13 protein-coding genes and 1 pseudogene are annotated in these 16,515 nt (G+C 72.1%); 12 read left to right on the forward strand and 2 right to left on the reverse strand.

Annotated features, from left to right (window positions below; translation table 11 throughout):
• Positions 1-83: 83 nt before the first annotated feature.
• The 10 genes from ACE101_RS02110 to ACE101_RS02155 all read left to right on the forward strand — a co-directional run bounded on the left by ACE101_RS02110 (position 84) and on the right by ACE101_RS02155 (position 13,099).
• Entirely contained in the window at positions 84-797 is a 714-nt protein-coding gene (locus tag ACE101_RS02110; RefSeq protein WP_379125884.1) for a GntR family transcriptional regulator, read from the forward strand.
• A 135-nt stretch (positions 798-932) separates the two neighbouring features.
• On the forward strand, positions 933-3,026 hold the full coding sequence (locus ACE101_RS02115) for a hydantoinase/oxoprolinase family protein (RefSeq protein WP_379125885.1): 2,094 nt from the start codon (positions 933-935) through the stop codon (positions 3,024-3,026).
• Positions 3,023-4,672 carry a hydantoinase B/oxoprolinase family protein gene (locus tag ACE101_RS02120; protein ID WP_379125886.1) on the forward strand — a complete coding sequence of 550 codons (1,650 nt, stop codon included), beginning with the start codon at positions 3,023-3,025 and terminating at the stop codon, positions 4,670-4,672. The genes ACE101_RS02115 and ACE101_RS02120 overlap by 4 nt, the downstream gene beginning before the upstream one ends.
• Positions 4,673-4,686: 14 nt before the next feature.
• Positions 4,687-5,439, forward strand: a complete 753-nt coding sequence (locus tag ACE101_RS02125; RefSeq protein WP_379125887.1) for an SDR family NAD(P)-dependent oxidoreductase — start codon at positions 4,687-4,689, stop codon at positions 5,437-5,439.
• A 395-nt stretch (positions 5,440-5,834) separates the two neighbouring features.
• Entirely contained in the window at positions 5,835-7,025 is a 1,191-nt protein-coding gene (locus tag ACE101_RS02130; protein ID WP_379125888.1) for a hypothetical protein, read from the forward strand.
• Positions 7,022-7,501: a TadE/TadG family type IV pilus assembly protein gene (locus ACE101_RS02135; protein WP_379125889.1), complete on the forward strand. Its 480-nt coding sequence runs from the start codon at positions 7,022-7,024 to the stop codon at positions 7,499-7,501. Before ACE101_RS02130 ends, ACE101_RS02135 begins: the two co-directional genes overlap by 4 nt.
• A 7-nt stretch (positions 7,502-7,508) precedes the next feature.
• Complete coding sequence (locus ACE101_RS02140) at positions 7,509-7,904, forward strand: TadE/TadG family type IV pilus assembly protein (protein ID WP_379125890.1); 396 nt, start codon at positions 7,509-7,511, stop codon at positions 7,902-7,904.
• 91 nt (positions 7,905-7,995) lie between these two features.
• The gene (locus ACE101_RS02145) at positions 7,996-9,009 is read left to right on the forward strand and encodes a chemotaxis protein CheB (protein WP_379125891.1); all 1,014 of its coding nucleotides are present in this window, start codon (positions 7,996-7,998) and stop codon (positions 9,007-9,009) included.
• A 221-nt stretch (positions 9,010-9,230) separates the two neighbouring features.
• Positions 9,231-12,743 (forward strand): CheR family methyltransferase, encoded by a 3,513-nt coding sequence (locus tag ACE101_RS02150; RefSeq protein ID WP_379125892.1) that lies wholly within the window; start codon positions 9,231-9,233, stop codon positions 12,741-12,743.
• A complete protein-coding gene (locus ACE101_RS02155; protein WP_379125893.1) occupies positions 12,743-13,099 on the forward strand; it encodes a response regulator in 357 nt (118 codons plus the stop codon). The genes ACE101_RS02150 and ACE101_RS02155 overlap by 1 nt, the downstream gene beginning before the upstream one ends.
• 9 nt (positions 13,100-13,108) lie before the next feature.
• On the opposite strand, the pseudogene ACE101_RS02160 reads toward ACE101_RS02155, so the two are convergent.
• Positions 13,109-13,480, reverse strand: a pseudogene (locus tag ACE101_RS02160) (response regulator).
• A gap of 136 nt (positions 13,481-13,616) precedes the next feature.
• Positions 13,617-14,495, reverse strand: a complete 879-nt coding sequence (locus ACE101_RS02165; RefSeq protein WP_379125894.1) for a LysR substrate-binding domain-containing protein — start codon at positions 14,493-14,495, stop codon at positions 13,617-13,619.
• A gap of 137 nt (positions 14,496-14,632) precedes the next feature.
• Here ACE101_RS02165 and ACE101_RS02170 point away from each other — a divergent pair, with 137 nt between their 5' ends.
• Positions 14,633-15,361 (forward strand): L,D-transpeptidase, encoded by a 729-nt coding sequence (locus ACE101_RS02170; protein WP_379125895.1) that lies wholly within the window; start codon positions 14,633-14,635, stop codon positions 15,359-15,361.
• 142 nt (positions 15,362-15,503) lie between these two features.
• Complete coding sequence (locus ACE101_RS02175; RefSeq protein WP_379125896.1) at positions 15,504-16,502, forward strand: DMT family transporter; 999 nt, start codon at positions 15,504-15,506, stop codon at positions 16,500-16,502.
• Positions 16,503-16,515 lie beyond the last annotated feature (13 nt).

A 16,515-nucleotide genomic window follows, 5' to 3' on the forward strand; every position in this document is an offset into this window, starting at 1 on the left:
ATGGTGGTCACCGTCGCGCGGTGCCTTGCCATCAGGCACCGCTTGTAATTTGTTATAACAGTCATCGTCTGAGACAGGGCCGCATGTCAAGCCGTTCCGCGCAGCCAGATCGCCCCGAAACCGAACCGGCCGATTGGGTGCGCCCGCTCGCCCGGGAGAATCTCGGCGAACGGGCCTATGCGGAATTGCGCGCGGCGCTGATGCGCGGGCAGCTGCGCCCCTCCGAGCGGCTGCGCCTGCGGCCGATGTCGGTGCGCTTCGGCATCAGCGCGACGCCGATGCGCGAGGCGCTGCTGCGGCTCGTCTCCGAGAAGGCGCTCGCCCTCGACGCCCGCGGGACCGTGGTGGTGCCGATGCTCAGCCTGGCCGAACTCATGGAGATCCGGGCGATCCGCATCGATCTGGAGGGGCGGGCCGCGGCGACCGCCGCCCTGGTCGCCCCGCCCGAGGAGATCGACCGGCTCGCGGCCATCCACGAGGCCATCACGCTCTGCCACCAGACGCGCGATTTCGTGCGGGCGGTGAACCTGAACACCGAGTTCCATCTCGGCCTGTGCCGGCTGGCGCGGCTGCCGGTGCTCACCGAGATCGTGGAGATGCTGTGGGTGCGCTGCGGGCCGATCCTGTCCCACCTCTACGACGGCGGGCTGCCCGACTGGGAGCCGCATCCGCACCGGCGGGTGATCGAGGCGCTGCGGCGCCGGGATCCCGTCGAGGCCCGCGACGGGGTGCGCGAGGACATCGAGCGCGGCGGCCAGGGGCTGCTGGTGCGTGTCCAGGCCGCGGAAGGGCCGTGAGCGCCCCCGCGGCACGCAACTTGAAGGGGCGGGCCCGCACGACCGGGCCCGCTCCCCGACGGCCCGCACGATGGACCCGATGCCCGAATCCCTTCCACACCGATGCCGGCGTGGCCCAACCCCGGAGCCTGTGACATGACCCTCTCGACGGATGGGCGGGTGCGGGTCGGCGTCGATATCGGCGGCACCTTCACCGACGTCGCCCTCGAACATCCGGGCGGCCTCGCGAGCGCGAAGGTGCTCACGGATCACGCCAAGCCCGAGCGCGCCATCGTGCGGGGAATCGTGGAGGCGGCCCAGGCGGCCGGGGTGGCGCTCGCCGCGATCGCCCAGGTCATCCACGGCACCACCCTCGTCACCAACGCCCTGATCGAGCGGCGCGGCGCCAAGCTCGCCTTCGTGACCACGCACGGCTTCCGCGACGTGGTCGAGATGCGCACCGAGAACCGCTTCGAGCAGTACGACCTCAACCTCGTGCTGCCCCAGCCCCTGGTGGCCCGGCCCGACCGCTTCACCCTGCGCGAGCGCGTCGCGGCGGACGGCGCGGTGCTCCTCGCCCCCGATCCGGCGGAGATCGAGGGGCTCGCCGCCCGCATCGCCGCGGGCGGCTACGAGGCGGTGGCGGTGGGCTTCCTGCACGCCTACGCCAACGGCGCCCACGAGCGGATGATGGCGGACGCGCTGCGCCGTGCCGCGCCCGATCTCTCGATCTCGCTCTCCTCGGTGATCTCGCCGCAGATGCGCGAGTTCGAGCGCTTCAACACGGTGATCGCCAACGCCTACGTGCAGCCGCGGGTGGCGGCCTATCTGCGCCGCCTCGTGGAGGCCCTGCGGGCGGCCGGCATCGCGGCGCCGGTCTTCCTGATGCATTCGGGCGGCGGCCTCATCGGCCTCGAGACCGCGGCCGAGCAGCCCGTGCGCCTGCTCGAATCGGGGCCGGCGGGCGGCGCGATCTACGCGGCCGAGACCGCCCGCGCCCACGGCCTCGACCGGGTTCTGTCCTTCGACATGGGCGGCACCACGGCCAAGATCTGCCTGATCGAGGGGGGCGAGCCCAAGACCGCCAACCGCTTCGAGGTGGCGCGGACCTACCGCTTCAAGAAGGGCTCGGGCATGCCGGTCTCGACCCCGGTGGTCGAGATGGTGGAGATCGGCGCCGGCGGCGGCTCGATCGCGCAGGTCGACGGCCTGGGGCAGGTGCGGGTCGGGCCGCGCAGCGCCGGTTCCGAGCCCGGCCCGGCCTCCTACGGGCGGGGCGGGGAGGAGCCCACCGTCACCGACGCCAACCTGCTCCTCGGCCGCCTCGATCCCGCGCGCTTCGCGGGCGGCTCGATCCCGCTCTCGGTGGCCCGCGCCGAGCAGGCCGTCGCGGCGGGGCTGACGGTGGCGGGCCTGTCCATCGCGGAGGCGGCCTTCGCGGTGACCGAGATCGTCGACGAGAACATGGCGAACGCCGCCCGCGTCCACGCGGTGGAGAACGGGCGCGACATCGAGGCCTTCACGATGATCGGCTTCGGCGGCGGCGCGCCGCTGCACGCCTGCCGGCTGTGCGAGAAGCTCGGCATCCAGGCCCTGCTGATCCCGCCGGGCGCGGGCGTCGGCTCGGCCATCGGCTTCCTCAAGGCGCCGATCAGCTTCGAGGTGACGCGCGGCCTGTTCCAGCGCCTCGCGGCCTTCGATGCGGAGGCGGTCAACGCCGCGCTCGCGGCGATGGCGGAGGAGGCGCGCGCCTTCGTGCGGGCGGGTGCCGGCGAGGCCCCCACCGTCACCACCCTCACCGCCTTCATGCGCTACAAGGGGCAGGGCTGGGAGATCCCGGTCCCGGTGCCCGCCCGCGCCCTCGCGGCCGAGGACCGGGCGATGCTGGAGGAGGCCTTCGCGGCGGCCTACCGCGCCCTGTTCGGCCGCACCATCGACGGGCTCGCCGTCGAGGTGACGAACTGGTCGCTGCGCATCGCCACGACGCGGCCCGCGCCGGAGCCGGTCGCCCCCTCGCGCGACGGACCGGGCCTGCGCCCGGAGCGCAGCCGCCGCTTCTTCGACGCGGCCCTGCGCCGGATGGTGACCGCCGCCGAGGTGGAGCGCAGCGCGCTGACGCCGGGGCGCCGGGTGGAGGGGCCCGCCATCGTGGTGGAGGACGAGACCTCGACCATCGTGACCTCCGCCTTCTCCGTCATCGGCCAGGCCGATGGCAGCCTGCTCCTCCTGCGCAAGGAGACACTCGCGTGACGAGCCGTGCGATCGACTTCCAGATCATGTGGAACCGCCTGACGGCGGTGGTGGAGGAGCAGGCCGCGACCCTGATCCGCACGGCCTTCTCGACCTCGGTGCGCGAGGCGGGCGACCTCTCGGCCGGCCTGTTCGACCGGCGCGGGCGCATGATGGCCCAGGCCGTCACCGGCACGCCGGGCCACGTCAACGCCATGGCCGAGAGCGTGGCGCATTTCATCCGCGAGATCGGGCCCGAGGCGATCTTCGCGGGGGACGTCTACGTCACCAACGATCCCTGGAAGGGCACCGGGCACCTGCACGACTTCACGGTGGTCTCGCCGGTCTTCCGGGCGGGCGCCCATATCGGCTTCTTCGCCTGCACCGCCCACGTGGTCGATGTCGGCGGGCGCGGCTTCGGGCCCGACGCCAACGAGGTCTACGAGGAGGGCATCCTCGTGCCGATCATGAAGTTCGCCGAGCGGGGCATCGTCTCGGCCGGGCTGCTGCGCATCCTGCGCTGGAACATCCGCGAGCCCGATCAGGTGATCGGCGACCTCTACTCGCTCGCCGCTTGCAACGAGGCGGGCGACCGGCGGTTGCAGGCGATGCTGGACGAGTTCGATCTCGCGCATCTGGAGGACCTGTCGGACTTCATCGTCGAGACGAGCCGGCGCGCCACCCACGCGCGCATCGCCGCCCTGCGGCCGGGCACCTACGCCAACACCATGCGGGTCGACGGCTACGACGCCCCGGTCACCATGGCGGTGACGCTGACGGTGGAGGGCGACCGGCTGCGGGCGGATTTCTCCGGCACCAGCGGGGTGAGCCGCTTCGGCGTCAACGTGCCTCTCGTCTACACCCGCGCCTATGCCTGCTACGGGCTCAAATGCGCGATCGCCCCGGAGGTGCCGAACAATGCCGGCTCGCTGGCGCCCTTCGAGATCACGGCCCCGGAGGGCTGCATCCTGAACGCGCCGCGGCCGGCCGCGGTCGCCGTGCGCCACGTGCTCGGACACCTGATTCCGGACGTGGTGCTGGGCGCGCTCCACGCCTGCCTGCCGGACACGGTGCCGGCCGAGGGGGCGAGCGCGCTCTGGAACGTGCAGATCTCCGCCCGGCCGGCGGAGCCCGGCAGCGGCCTGCGCAGCGCCGAGGTGCTGATGTTCAATTCCGGCGGCACCGGCGCCCGCCCGGGCCTCGACGGGCTCTCGGCGACGGCCTTCCCGTCCGGCGTCTCGACCATGTCGGTGGAGGCGACCGAGCAGGTCGGCCCGATCGTGGTCTGGCGCAAGGAGCTGCGCGAGGGCTCGGGCGGCGCGGGGCGGTTCCGCGGCGGCCTCGGCCAGACCATCGAGATCGCCCCGCGGGCCGGCTACGAACTGTACTTCAACGCGATGTTCGACCGGATCGGCAATCCGGCCCGGGGCCGCGACGGCGGCGGCCCGGGGGCGGCCGGCGCGGTCGCCCTGGCGGACGGCACCCGCCTGAAGGGCAAGGGCCGCCAGCGGGTCCCGGCCGGGTCGCGGCTGGTGCTCGACCTGCCGGGCGGGGGCGGCATCGGCGACCCGAAGGCCCGGCCCCGCGAGCGCGTGCGCGCCGACCGGGCGGCGGGCTACATCACGGACGCGCAGGCGCGGACCGATTACGGCCTCGCCGAGGATTGAGCAGGAGCCCCCGGATGACCGACCAGCCCATCGCCCTCGTGACCGGTGCCGCGCAGGGCATCGGCTATGCCTGCGCGGAGGCGATCGCGGAGAGCGGCGCGCGCGTGGTGCTCGCCGACGTCAAGGCCGAGGAGGTCGCCGCCGCCGCCGAGCGGCTGGGTGGCGGAGCCGTGGCCATGCCCTGCGACATGGGGGATCCCGACCAGGTCGCCGCCCTGTTCGCGCGGATCGCCGCGGAGGTGGGCGCGCCCTCGATCCTCGTCAACAACGCGGGCATCGCCCTGCCGGGGGATTTCCTCGACACCTCGCTCGACCAGTTCCGCAGGGTCATCGACGTCAACCTCGTCGGCGTCTTCCTGGCGACCCAGCACGCCGCGAAGGCGATGATCGCGAACGGGATTCCCGGCGCGATCGTCAACATGTCGTCGATCAACGCGGTGCTGGCGATCCCGACCATCGCCGCCTATTGCGCCTCCAAGGGCGGCGTCATGCAGCTCACCAAGGCGACGGCGCTGGCGCTCGCGCCCCACGGCATCCGGGTCAACGCGGTGGGGCCGGGCTCGATCGACACCAGCATGATGGCGAGCGTGAACGCCAATCCCGAGGCGATACGCACGGTGATGTCCCGCACGCCGCTGAAGCGCCTCGGCAGCGCCCGCGAGATCGCCGATGTCGTCGCCTTCCTCGTCAGCGAGAAGGCGGGTTACATCACCGGCGAGACGATCTACGTCGACGGCGGCCGCGCGGCCCTGAACTACACCTGCTGACGGATCCCGGCCCCCCGGCCCCGGCCGGGCGGCGGGGCCGGGACCTGCTCCGCGCCTGAGCGGGCCAAGCCGATCCGCCTCGGGCCGAGAGGCCGATGGTCGGCTCGCGTGCCTCAAGGCGTCCGACAACCTGTCGATACAATATTGCACAATGCAGTTCCAGGTTGAAGTTCCTGGTATCCTCGTACCAGGCCATGAGTATAGGAATATTTACCACCAATCCGGTTGCTTCCTTAAGAGAAGCATGGCAATGCTGATGCATGACGAACGCAAACTATTTGCGTGCAGATGTTTTTTGCAGACGAAATCCCTTTCATTCGATGAAATTCGCAAGACCGAGATTTTCGACTGTATTTTCCGATACGAAAGCGAGCATCGCCACGATGTCCGCGGCGGTGCTTCCGGTTCTTGTCGGCGTCGTCGGCCTCGCGGTCGACGCGTCGATCTGGATCGGCGAGAAGAACGCCACCCAGGGCGTCGCCGATCATGCGGCGCTCTCGGCCGTCGTGGCCGTCGCGGCGGGCGCGGACCCGTCCCAGGCGGCGGCCGAGGCCCTGGCGGTCGCGGCCGCCAGTGGCTTCGCGGACGGCCGGAACACCGTCTCCGTCACCGTCAACAACCCGCCGGCATCGGGCGCCTACGCCGGCAAGGCCAATGCCTACGAGGTCATCATCGCGCGCGTCCAGGATGCGTATTTCAGCAGGCTGATCGGTCTGACGCCGACGGTGAGCAGCCGCGCCGTCGCGATGGCGGGCGGGATGCCGGCCTGCATCCTCGCCCTGGACCGGAGCGCCCAGGCGGCGCTCGACCTCAGCGGCACGGCCTCGATCAACGCCCCCGCTTGCGGGGTTGCGGCCAACAGCAGCAGCCCGCAGGCGGTGAGCCTGTCGGGCAACGCCAGCATCAGGACCGCCGCGCTGACGGTCGCCGGCGACTACGCGATCTCCGGCAACGCCGGCATTCGGGCGGACAGGATCACCCGCGGCGCCGCTGTCGCGGATCCCTATGCCGGCCTGGCGGTTCCGCGCTTCTCCGGCTGCGACCAGACGACCGCCTACGCGCTCAAGGGCGGAACCGCCCGCATCTCGCCCGGCGTCTATTGCGGCGGCATCGCGGTGAGCAGCGGCGGCACGCTCATCCTCGATCCCGGCAGCACCGGCCTCTACATCATCAATGGCGGCGACCTGACGGTCAGCAGCGGGACCCTCAACGCCAGCGGCGTGAGCATCGTGCTCACGAGCACCACCGGCAACTGGGGCAAGGTCACCGTCAGCGGCAACGGCAGGCTCAACCTCTCGGCGAATCCCTCCGGGCCGCTCCAGGGCGTGGCGATCTACGCCGACCGGGCCGCGCCGGCGAGCATGGAGCATGCCTTCAGCGGCGGAGCGGATTTCTCCGTGTCCGGATCGCTCTACATGCCGAGCGGGCGCGTGACCTTCTCGGGAGGGAGCAGCGCCGAAGGCGGCTGCACCCAGCTCATCGCCCGCCTGATCACCGTCTCGGGCGGCGCCTCCTTCGGACGGAACTGCGGGTCCCTCACCGTGCCCGGCCTGCGATCGACATCGAAAGGGCTCCCGGTCGAATGACCCTCCCGCGGATCCCGCCTCTCGGCCGTCTGGCGGCGCGCGCGCGGCGCCATGCGGGCGGCGCGATGGCCGTCGAGTTCGCGCTCCTCACACCGATCCTGCTCGTGCTGGCCACCGCCGCCACCGACCTGGCGCTGGCCATCCGCGTGCAGATCTGCCTGGCCAATGCGGCCCGGGCCGGCATCCAGTACGCCGCGCTGCGGGGCTACGACGCGGCCGGCATCGCCGACGCGGCCGGAAGCGCCACGACGCTGACGCCCGCCGTGACGGTGAGCCGGTATTGCGGCTGCCCGACCAGAACCGGCATCGCCCAGCACGGATGCGGCGGGTCATGCGCCTCCGGCCTGCCGCCGGGATCCTACGCCCAGGTCGTCACGCGTTTCGACCATCGTCCGATCTTCGATTTTCCCTGGAATCAGGCCCTGACCTCCGGATTCCTGCCCCTCACCGTCACCCTCGTCATCCGCATCGAGTGAGGCCGCCATGATGTCCGTCCCCGCGCGCAGGCGCCGCGCCGGGTTCGGACCGGACCAATCCGGCGCGGCCGCGCTCGAATTCGCCTTCATCCTGCCTCCGCTGCTCGTCCTGCTGTTCGGCATCGTGGAGGGCGGACGACTGCTCTGGGCCTACAACGTGCTCCAGTTCGCCGTCGAGGCGGCGGCCCGCTGCGCCGTGATCGACCAAGCGCAGTGCGGAACCACCAGCCTCGTCCAGACCTACGCGGCGGCCAAGACTTACGCGCTGAACCCGGATCCCGGCATCTTCTCGGTCGACACCCTCCCCTGCGGCACGCAGGTGGCCGGGCGGCTGACCGTGACAACCCTGGGCCCGGTCGCAGTCACGGTAACGCTCGAGGCCCGATCCTGCCGCCCGCGCTGACGGCCCCCCGGACGGGCCGGCGGCTCGGGCGGGGGGAACACTCCTCCGGCGCCGCTGTTGCCCGGAAGGCTCCCTACGGACGAGGCCGGCGATGAGCAACCGAGACCTGATCGTGATCGGCGGCTCGGCGGGCGCGATCGAGCCGCTGCGGGCCATCCTCGGCAGCCTGCCGACCGACCTGCCCGCCGCCGTGCTCGTGGTGCTGCACATGCCCGTGCAGGGCGGCGAGATCCTCGCCCGGCTCGCGAGCAGCGTCACGGCCTTGCCGGTGCTGCCGGCGGAGAACGGCCTGCCGATCCGGCTGGGACACATCTACGCCGCCGTCCCGGATCATCACCTCCTCGTCTATGACGGCCACATCGTGCTCGGGCGCGGGCCGCGGGAGAACCTCGCGCGGCCGGCCATCGACCCGCTGTTCCGCTCGGCCGCGGTGAATTGCGGGCCGCGGGTGATCGGGGTGGTGCTGAGCGGGCTGCTCTCGGACGGGGCGGCCGGCCTCAACGCGATCCAGCGCTGCGGCGGCTTCACGCTGGTTCAGGACCCGGGCGAGGCCATCGCCGAGGAGATGCCCCGGCGCGCCCTGGAAGCGACCACCGTCGATCTCTGCGTGCCCGCCGCCAAGATCGGGCCGACCCTCGCCGACGTGGTCCGGGAGCCCGCCGGCTCCCCGATGCCGATTCCCGCCGAGCTTCGCCTGGAGGTCGACATCGCCGCCGGCGAGCGCTCGGACGGCACGCTGCTCACGCGCTTCGCAGACCCTGCGGCGCTCACCTGCCCGAGTTGCGGGGGCGTGCTCTCGCAGGTGCGGAACGGCCGGCCCCTGCGCTTCCGCTGCCAAGTGGGGCACGCCTACACGGCCGATGCCCTGGCCAGCGAGCAGGAGGGCCGGGTCGACGAGGCCCTGCGCGTCGCGCTGCGCATCATCGAGGAGCGGGCCGAACTCGTGCATCGCATGGCCGAGGACGGGCGCCGCAGCGGCCGGCGAGCGGTCGCGGAGATGTACGACGCGCGCGCCGAGGAATATCGCGACTATGCCGACACGATCCGCCGCGCGGTGCTGCGCACGGCGGGACCGGTGAATCCGGACGGCGACGCGGATCCCTGAACCCGGGCCGGATCGCGCAGAGAGCCGGACGGGCGAAGGGCGGTTTGCCAAGAGGGGCCGGCTGGCCAAGAGGGACCGGCTGGCCAAAAGGGGCCCAAGCAGGATTGGCTTGCCAAGGCGTTCGCGCTCGGCACCTTGGCAAACCGGGATCCCGATGGCGCGAGCCAGTTCCGTGAGCGGTCGCGGAGCGGGCCGGCCGGCGCCGGCGATGGAAGGTGACAGTGACGAATACGTCAGAGCGAGACGACCGGACCGCGGATGCCACGGTGTTCATCGCCCTCGGGGCATCGGGGGGAAGCCCGCGCTCCCTGGAGCGGCTTCTCTGCCGCCTGCCGCCCCAGAGCGAGGCGGCCGTCATCGTGGTGCTCCAGAACCGGGAGGCCCTGGACGAGGCGGGGTTCGGGCGCGCCTTGGGGGAGGCCGGCCGCACGCTCACCCCGATCACCGAGGGCTCCCCCGCCGAACGCGGGCGCATCTACCTCGCCGACGCGAACCTCATCGTCACCCTTGAGGACGGGCGCTTCCACGTCCGCACGGCGCAGGAGCGGATCGGCGAACGCGGCACCATCGACAGCTTCCTGCTCTCCCTCGCGGCCAACGAGGAGGCCCGCAGCCTCGCGGTGATCCTCGGGGGCACGGCGGGCGACGGCACGCTGGGCTTCAAGGCGATCAAGGAGGCGGGCGGCCTCGCCCTCGCCGAGGAGACGGAGGAGACCCGGGCCGGCACCCTCGCCGCCAGCGTCAATCCGGCGGCGCTCGCGGACGCCATCCTGTCCATCGACGACCTCGCCGACCGCATCGTCGCCCATGTCGGCACCATCACCCACCGAGCGGTCGGCCGGTCCGTCAGCTCCACGGACGCCGAGGTCTCCGCCAGCCTGACGGCCATCGCGGCGATCCTGCGCAACCGCACGGGGCATGACTTCCACGGCTACAAGCCCGGGACCTTCGTGCGCCGGGTCCAGCGGCGGATGCAGGTCGTCCAGACCGACACGGTGCAGGCCTATTTGGAGATCCTGCGCACGAAGCAGGAGGAGGTGCAGCAGCTCTTCAACGACCTGCTCATCGGCGTCACCCGCTTCTTCCGGGATCCGGCGGAGTTCGCGCTGCTCGAACGGGATGTCATCCCGAAGCTCTTCGCCGGCAAAGGACGGAGCGACCCGCTGCGGGTATGGGTGATCGGCTGCTCCACCGGCGAGGAGGCCTATTCCATCGGCATCCTGCTGCGCGAGCGCATGGCGACGCTCGACGTGGTGCCGCAGATCCAGATCTTCGCCACCGACCTCGACGGCCGGGCCCTCGCGGCCGCCCGGGCCGCGCGCTACCCGGAGAGCATCGCCCAGGACCTGACGCCCGAGCGCCTCGCCCGCTGGTTCGTGCGCGAGGGCAACACCTACTGCGTCGTCAAGGAGTTGCGCGAGATGTGCATCTTCTCGCAGCACAGCATCGTCAAGGACGCGCCGTTCTCCCGCATCGACCTCATCTCCTGCCGCAACCTGCTGATCTACCTCGACGCCGAGTTGCAGAACCAAGTCGTGCCCCTGCTGCACTTCGCGCTGAAGCCCCAGGGGGTGCTGTTCCTCGGCAGCTCCGAGAGCGTGTCCCGGCACCCGAAGCTGTTCACGTCGGTCGGGGGCCGATCGCGCATCTTCCGGCGGCTGGAGACCGGGGTGCGGATGCTGCCGAACTTCCCCTTCGCCACGGCGAGCCAGCTCGCCGGGAGCCCGCCCGCCATCGACATCGACCAGCGCCTGCGGGCGGAAGCGTCCCTGACCCGGCGCGCCGAGCGCTTCGCCGAGCGCTACGCGCCGGCCTACGTGATCGTGGATGCGAGCTACAACGTCCTGCACTTCTCCGGCCGCACCGGGCGCTACATCGACCCGGCCGGGGGCGTCGCCAGCCTGAACCTGCTGCAGCTCGCCCATCCGGACCTGCGGCTCGACCTGCGCAACGCCCTCACGAAGGCCGCCGAGGAGGAGCGGACGATCCAGGTCGAGAACCTGCGCATCGGCCAGAACGGGCACAGCCTGGTCATCGGCCTCGTGGTCGAGCCGATCCCGGAGAAGCCCGGCACCCCGCACGGCTTCTTCGTCCTGTTCCGGGACGGATTGCGGCTGCCGGCCGAGAAGGCCGACGCGGCGCCCTCGCAGCAGCACGAGCACACCCAGCGGCTCGAAGCGGAGCTGCGCACCACCCGCGACCGGCTCCAGGCCACCAACGAGGAGCTGGAGACCACCAACGAGGAGCTGAAGGCCTCCAACGAGGAGTATCAGGCCCTCAACGAGGAGCTTCAGGCCGCCAACGAGGAATTGCAGACCTCCAAGGAGGAGCTGCAATCGATCAACGAGGAGCTCACCACGGTCAACGGCGAGCTCGGGCATCGGGTGCACGAACTCGCCCGGGCCAACAGCGACCTCAAGAACCTGATCGAGAGCACGCAGATCGCCACCGTGTTCCTCGACAACGAGCTGCGCGTGACGAGCTTCACGCCGGCCGCGACGGAGATCTTCCACCTCGTCGGCTCGGACGAGGGGCGGCCGATCGCGCACATCAAGGCGCGCGTGGCCTATGACGAATTGCCGGAGGACGCACGGCGCGTGCTGCGCACCCTCAGCTCGGTGGAGCGCGAGGTGTCGAACGCCGCCACGGGCTCGTTCTACATGGCCCGGGTGCTGCCCTACCGCAGCGTGGACAACTACATCGCGGGCGTCGTCATCACCTTCATCGACGTCACGGCGCGCCGCCGCGCCGAGGCGGCGCTGGGCGAGAGCGAGGCGCGCCACCGGGCCCTGATCGAGGGGGTGCCGCAGCTCGTCTGGCGGGCGGTGGGCCGCGGGCACTGGACGTGGTCGAGCCCGCAATGGAGCGCCTTCACGGGCCTCTCCGAGGCCGAGAGCAGCGGCCTCGGCTGGCTCAACGCCCTCCATCCCGACGACCGCGAGGCGGCCCTGGCCTGCTGGCAGGTCGCCGAGACCAGCGGCGAGATGAAGATGGAGGGGCGCATCTGCCACGCGGCCGAGCAGCGCTTCCGCTGGTTCACCACCCGCGCCGCGCCCGTGCGCGACGAGCAGGGCCGCATCGTCGAGTGGCTGGGCACCTCCACCGACATCGACGACCTGCGCCAGCTCCAGGAGCAGCAGCGCGTGATGGTGGCGGAGCTGCAGCACCGCACCCGCAACCTCATCGCGGTGGTGCGCTCGATCGCCCGCCAGACCAGCGCCGCGAGCCCCTCGCTCGAGGCGTTCGGCGAAGCCTTCAACGAGCGGCTCGGCGCCCTCTCGCGGGTGCAGGGCCTGCTGTCGCGCTCCGACGAGGAGCGCATCACCATCGGCGCCCTGGTGCGCCAGGAGCTGGGGGCCCTGGGGGCGGACGAGCTGCAGGCGCATCTCTCGGTGAGCGGCCCCGAGGTCGCCCTGCGGAACTCCACCGTGCAGACCCTGGCCCTCGCGATCCACGAGCTCGCCACGAATGCGCGCAAGTACGGCGCCCTGTCGCGCGCGGGCGGCCGGCTGAGCGTGACCTGGACCTTCGAGGAGGAGCGGCGCCTGCGGCTGGACTGGGTCGAGGAGGGGATCACGGTGGACGGGGAGCGGGGGAGCGGCTACGGGCGCGAACTCATCGAGCGGGCGCTGCCCTACGCGCTGGGCGCGCAGACGCGCTACGAGCTCGATGCGTCGAGCCTGCGCTGCCGCATCGACCTGCCTCTGGACAAGCGCAGCGCGGAGGCACGCTGATGGCGGGCGCTCTGGCGGGACGGCGCATCCTCGTGGTGGAGGACGATTACTTCATCGCCGACGAGATCAGGGCCGATTTCGAGGCGGCGGGCACCACGGTGATCGGGCCGGTGCCCACCGTGGCGGAGGCCCTGGCCCTCATCGAGCGCACGCCGGACCTGGACGGCGTGGTGCTCGACATCAACCTCCGCGGGGAGATGGGCTACCCGGTCGCGGATGCGATCATCGCCCGCAGCGTGCCCCTCGTCTTCGTGACGGGCTACGACGCGGGCCGGATCCCGGTCCGCTACCGGCATGTGACCTGTTGCGACAAGCCGATCGAAGTGCGCCAGATCGCGCGGGCCCTGTTCGGCTGAAGCGCGGCCTCAGCCGAACAGGGCCCGGGCGATCTGGCCCGGATCGACCGGCTTCTCGCAGCGGCGGATCGTCCCGTAGCGCGGCGGGATGGTGGTGTGGTCGTAGCCGGTGGCGAAGACGAACGGCACTCCGCGCGCCAGGAGCGCGTCGGCCACCGACTAGGCCATCTCGCCCTGCAGGTTGATGTCGAGCACCGCCCCGTCCAGCGCCTCCGTGCGCCCGAGCAGGGCGACGGCGTCGCCCACGGTGCCGACCGGGCCGATCACGGTGGCGCCGTTGGCCTCGAAGACCTGCTGGAGGTCGTTGGCGATGAAATACTCGTCCTCCACCACGAGGATGCGACGATCCCGCAGATCGAAGACCGATTGAACGTCACACATGGCGTGCCTCCGCGTCGCATGAGGAGATCGGTGGCGTGATCAGGCAACGCACGCTGCGCACGTTGAGTTCGTCGGCTGTCCTGCGCCTGCTGGTTGGGCCAGGGCCGCCCGCAGCCGGCGCCGCCCGCCGCGGCCCTCAGGCGGCGACGGCGAGCCCATCCTGGCCGGCGAGGCTCTCGGTGAGGAAGGTGATCAGCGGCTGGACGAGGTCGGCGGCCCGTTCCTCGCCGATCACCGTCACCTCGGTCATCGGCAGGGCCGGCCAGAGATCGGGCGCCCGCAGGATCTGCATGCCCTCCTGCACGAAGGAGCGGCCGAGCAGCGTCACCCCGAGCCCCCCCGCCACCGCCGCCTGCACGCCCATCAGGCTCGACGCCGTGCAGGCGGCGACCCATTCGCGGCGCACGGAATCGAGGGCGGCGATCATCATCTCGCGATAGGTGCAGGGCGGGGCCAGCATCACCAGCCGGGCGGGCTTGGTGAAATCGGGCTCGTAATCGGCGGCCGCGAGCCAGACCAGCGGCTCGCGCCAGATCACCCGGCCGCGCGGGCTCACGCCGCCGCGCTTGGCGATCACCGCATCGAGACGGTCGGCGTCGTACGCCTCCAGAAGGTTGCAGCTCAGGCCCGTGACCAGGTCGATATGCACGCCCGGATAGAGCCGCCCGAACCGGGCCAGGAGCTTCGGCAGCTGGCCGGGGATGAAATCCTCCGACACGCCGAGGCGCAGCGTGCCGGCGGCGGGCGGCTCGCGCCATTCCCGCATCACCTTGTCGTTGAATTCTAGCATGTGGCGCGCGGCGACGAGCAGGCGCTCGCCATCGGGCGTGAGGCCGAGCGTTCGGCTCGTGCGGTCGAAGACGCGCCGGCCCAGGATCTCCTCCAGACGCAGCACCTTCTGGCTCACCGCCGATTGCGAGCGGCCCACCACGTCGGCGGCCGCCGTGAAGCTGCCGGTCTCGGCCACCGCCACGAAGGCCCGCAGAAGATCGAGTTCGAGATCCGGGTAGCGCATGGCCCATGCGATTTCCTGCTGACAGCAATCAGAACTATGCGTTTCCCTTCTTGTCCGCAACGGCCGAGCATTCGTCGTGACGGCGGGCCGGAGCGCGGGGCCGCCGCCTCCCGTCACCGCGCGCAAGGCTTCGCCCGATGATCACGCCCCGTCTCGCCCTGCCGAGCCTCGCGCCGCTGGTGCTCCTCGCGGCGGGTTGTGCCAGCGTCGAGCCGCCGCCCGTCGCCGCCACGCCGAACCGCAACGCGGCCTTCGCGTCCCTCTACGGGGCGCGGCCGGAGGAGCGCTTCCCCCTGCCGGCCACCGACATCACCGGGGTCGATCCCCGCTACTTCCGGCAGGAGGTCGCCTATCCGCGCGCCGAGCCGCCGGGCACCGTCGTGGTCGATCCGGGCGGCAAGTTCCTCTACCTCGTGCGCGAGAACGGCCGGGCGCTGCGCTACGGCGTCGGCGTGGGCAAAGCCGGGCTCGCCTGGAGCGGCACCGCCCGGGTCGCCCGCAAGGCCGAGTGGCCGCGCTGGACGCCGACGCCGGACATGATCGCCCGGGAGCCGGAGCGGAACGGGCCCTGGCGCCTCGGCATGGCGGGCGGGCCCGGCAACCCGCTCGGTCCGCGGGCCCTCTACCTCTTCGACGGGGACCGCGACACCCTCTACCGGATCCACGGCACCACCGAGCCCGGCACCATCGGGACGAACGTCTCCTCCGGCTGCATCCGGATGTTCAACCAGGACGTCATCGACCTCTACGGCCGGGTGCCAGTGGGCAGCCGGGTCGTCGTCCTGCCGGCCGGCGAGCGCGTGGAGCCGGCCGTCCCGGCCATCGCCCGGGCGGAGGACGGCCCGCCGCCGGCCGACGCGCTCTGAGCCGGCGCTCCATCCAGCAGAAAACCAGATCGCATCGATCAGAACTATGCGCTTTCCCGATCGATGTGCCGGCCGCATCGTGGCCGTGCTTCACCGCCGGCATCGGTCCGGCATCCACCGTCCTCCCGCCACGAGGCCCCGCATGTCCGCCTCAGCCATCGCCCCTCGCCCCCGCCACGCCCTGCCCGCCCCGGCGGGTCTCGGCTCCGCCCGCCGGCCGCTTCGCCTCGGCCGCCCGGTATCGCGGGGGGTGCCCGGGCCGGGCGCCTCGGCGGCGCTCCTCGGCGGGGCGATCCTGCTCTGGGGGGCGAACTGGCCGGTGATGAAGCTCGGCCTCTCCCACGTCTCGCCCCTGTGGTTCTCCGCCCTGCGCTTCGCCACCGGGGCGGCCTGCCTGTTCGCGTGGCAGGGGATCCGGGGCGGGCTGCGGCTGCCGGGCCGGGCCGACTGGCCCGTCGTCGCCTCGATCGGCCTCCTGCAGATGATGCTGTTCACCGCCCTCGGCGCGGTGGCGATGACCCGGCTGCCGGCCGGGCGCTCGGCCATCCTGAGCTACACCACGCCGATCTGGGTGGTGCCCGCCGCGGTGCTGCTCTTCGGCGAGCGGATCGGGCGGCGGCGCTGGGCCGGCATCGGGCTCGCCACCCTCGGCGTGCTGATCCTGCTCAACCCGTGGGCGGTCGACTGGCGGGACGGCGCGGTGCTGGGCGCGAACGCGATGCTGCTCGCCGCCTCGGCGGCCTGGGCCTCGTGCATCCTGCATCTGCGCTACGGGCGCCCGGCCGCCACGGCGGTGCAGCTCGCCCCCTGGCAGATGCTGCTCGCCGCGGGCCTGCTCGCGCCGCTCGCCCGCGCGGTCGAGGGCCCGTTCACGGGCGACGGCACCGGCGGCTTCTGGGCCTGCCTGGTCTTCGTCGGCCCGGTCGCCACCGCCTTCTGCTTCTGCGCCGTCAACGCCGCGAGCGCCCGCCTGCCCGCGAGCGCCATGTCCACCCTGATGCTCGCCGTGCCCGTCACCGGCCTCGCGGTCTCGCTCGCAGCGCTCCACGAGGCGCCGAGCCCCGACCTCATCCTCGGTGCCGGCGCGATCGTCCTCGGCATCGCGGCGAGCGCCGTGCCCTCCCGCCGCCCCCGCGGCTGATTCACCCCGAAGA

Source organism: Methylobacterium carpenticola, from assembly GCF_042748905.1.
Classification (GTDB): domain Bacteria; phylum Pseudomonadota; class Alphaproteobacteria; order Rhizobiales; family Beijerinckiaceae; genus Methylobacterium; species Methylobacterium carpenticola.

Bases quoted from the DNA above. Each gene is read 5' to 3' on its own strand.
- ACE101_RS02110 (WP_379125884.1), top strand. From the start codon at position 84: ATGTCAAGCCGTTCCGCGCAGCCAGATCGCCCCGAAACCGAACCGGCC.
- ACE101_RS02115 (WP_379125885.1), top strand. From the start codon at position 933: ATGACCCTCTCGACGGATGGGCGGGTGCGGGTCGGCGTCGATATCGGC.
- ACE101_RS02125 (WP_379125887.1), top strand. From the start codon at position 4,687: ATGACCGACCAGCCCATCGCCCTCGTGACCGGTGCCGCGCAGGGCATC.
- ACE101_RS02135 (WP_379125889.1), top strand. From the start codon at position 7,022: ATGACCCTCCCGCGGATCCCGCCTCTCGGCCGTCTGGCGGCGCGCGCG.
- ACE101_RS02140 (WP_379125890.1), top strand. From the start codon at position 7,509: ATGATGTCCGTCCCCGCGCGCAGGCGCCGCGCCGGGTTCGGACCGGAC.
- ACE101_RS02145 (WP_379125891.1), top strand. From the start codon at position 7,996: ATGAGCAACCGAGACCTGATCGTGATCGGCGGCTCGGCGGGCGCGATC.
- ACE101_RS02155 (WP_379125893.1), top strand. From the start codon at position 12,743: ATGGCGGGCGCTCTGGCGGGACGGCGCATCCTCGTGGTGGAGGACGAT.
- ACE101_RS02165 (WP_379125894.1), bottom strand. From the start codon at position 14,495: ATGCGCTACCCGGATCTCGAACTCGATCTTCTGCGGGCCTTCGTGGCG.
- ACE101_RS02170 (WP_379125895.1), top strand. From the start codon at position 14,633: ATGATCACGCCCCGTCTCGCCCTGCCGAGCCTCGCGCCGCTGGTGCTC.
- ACE101_RS02175 (WP_379125896.1), top strand. From the start codon at position 15,504: ATGTCCGCCTCAGCCATCGCCCCTCGCCCCCGCCACGCCCTGCCCGCC.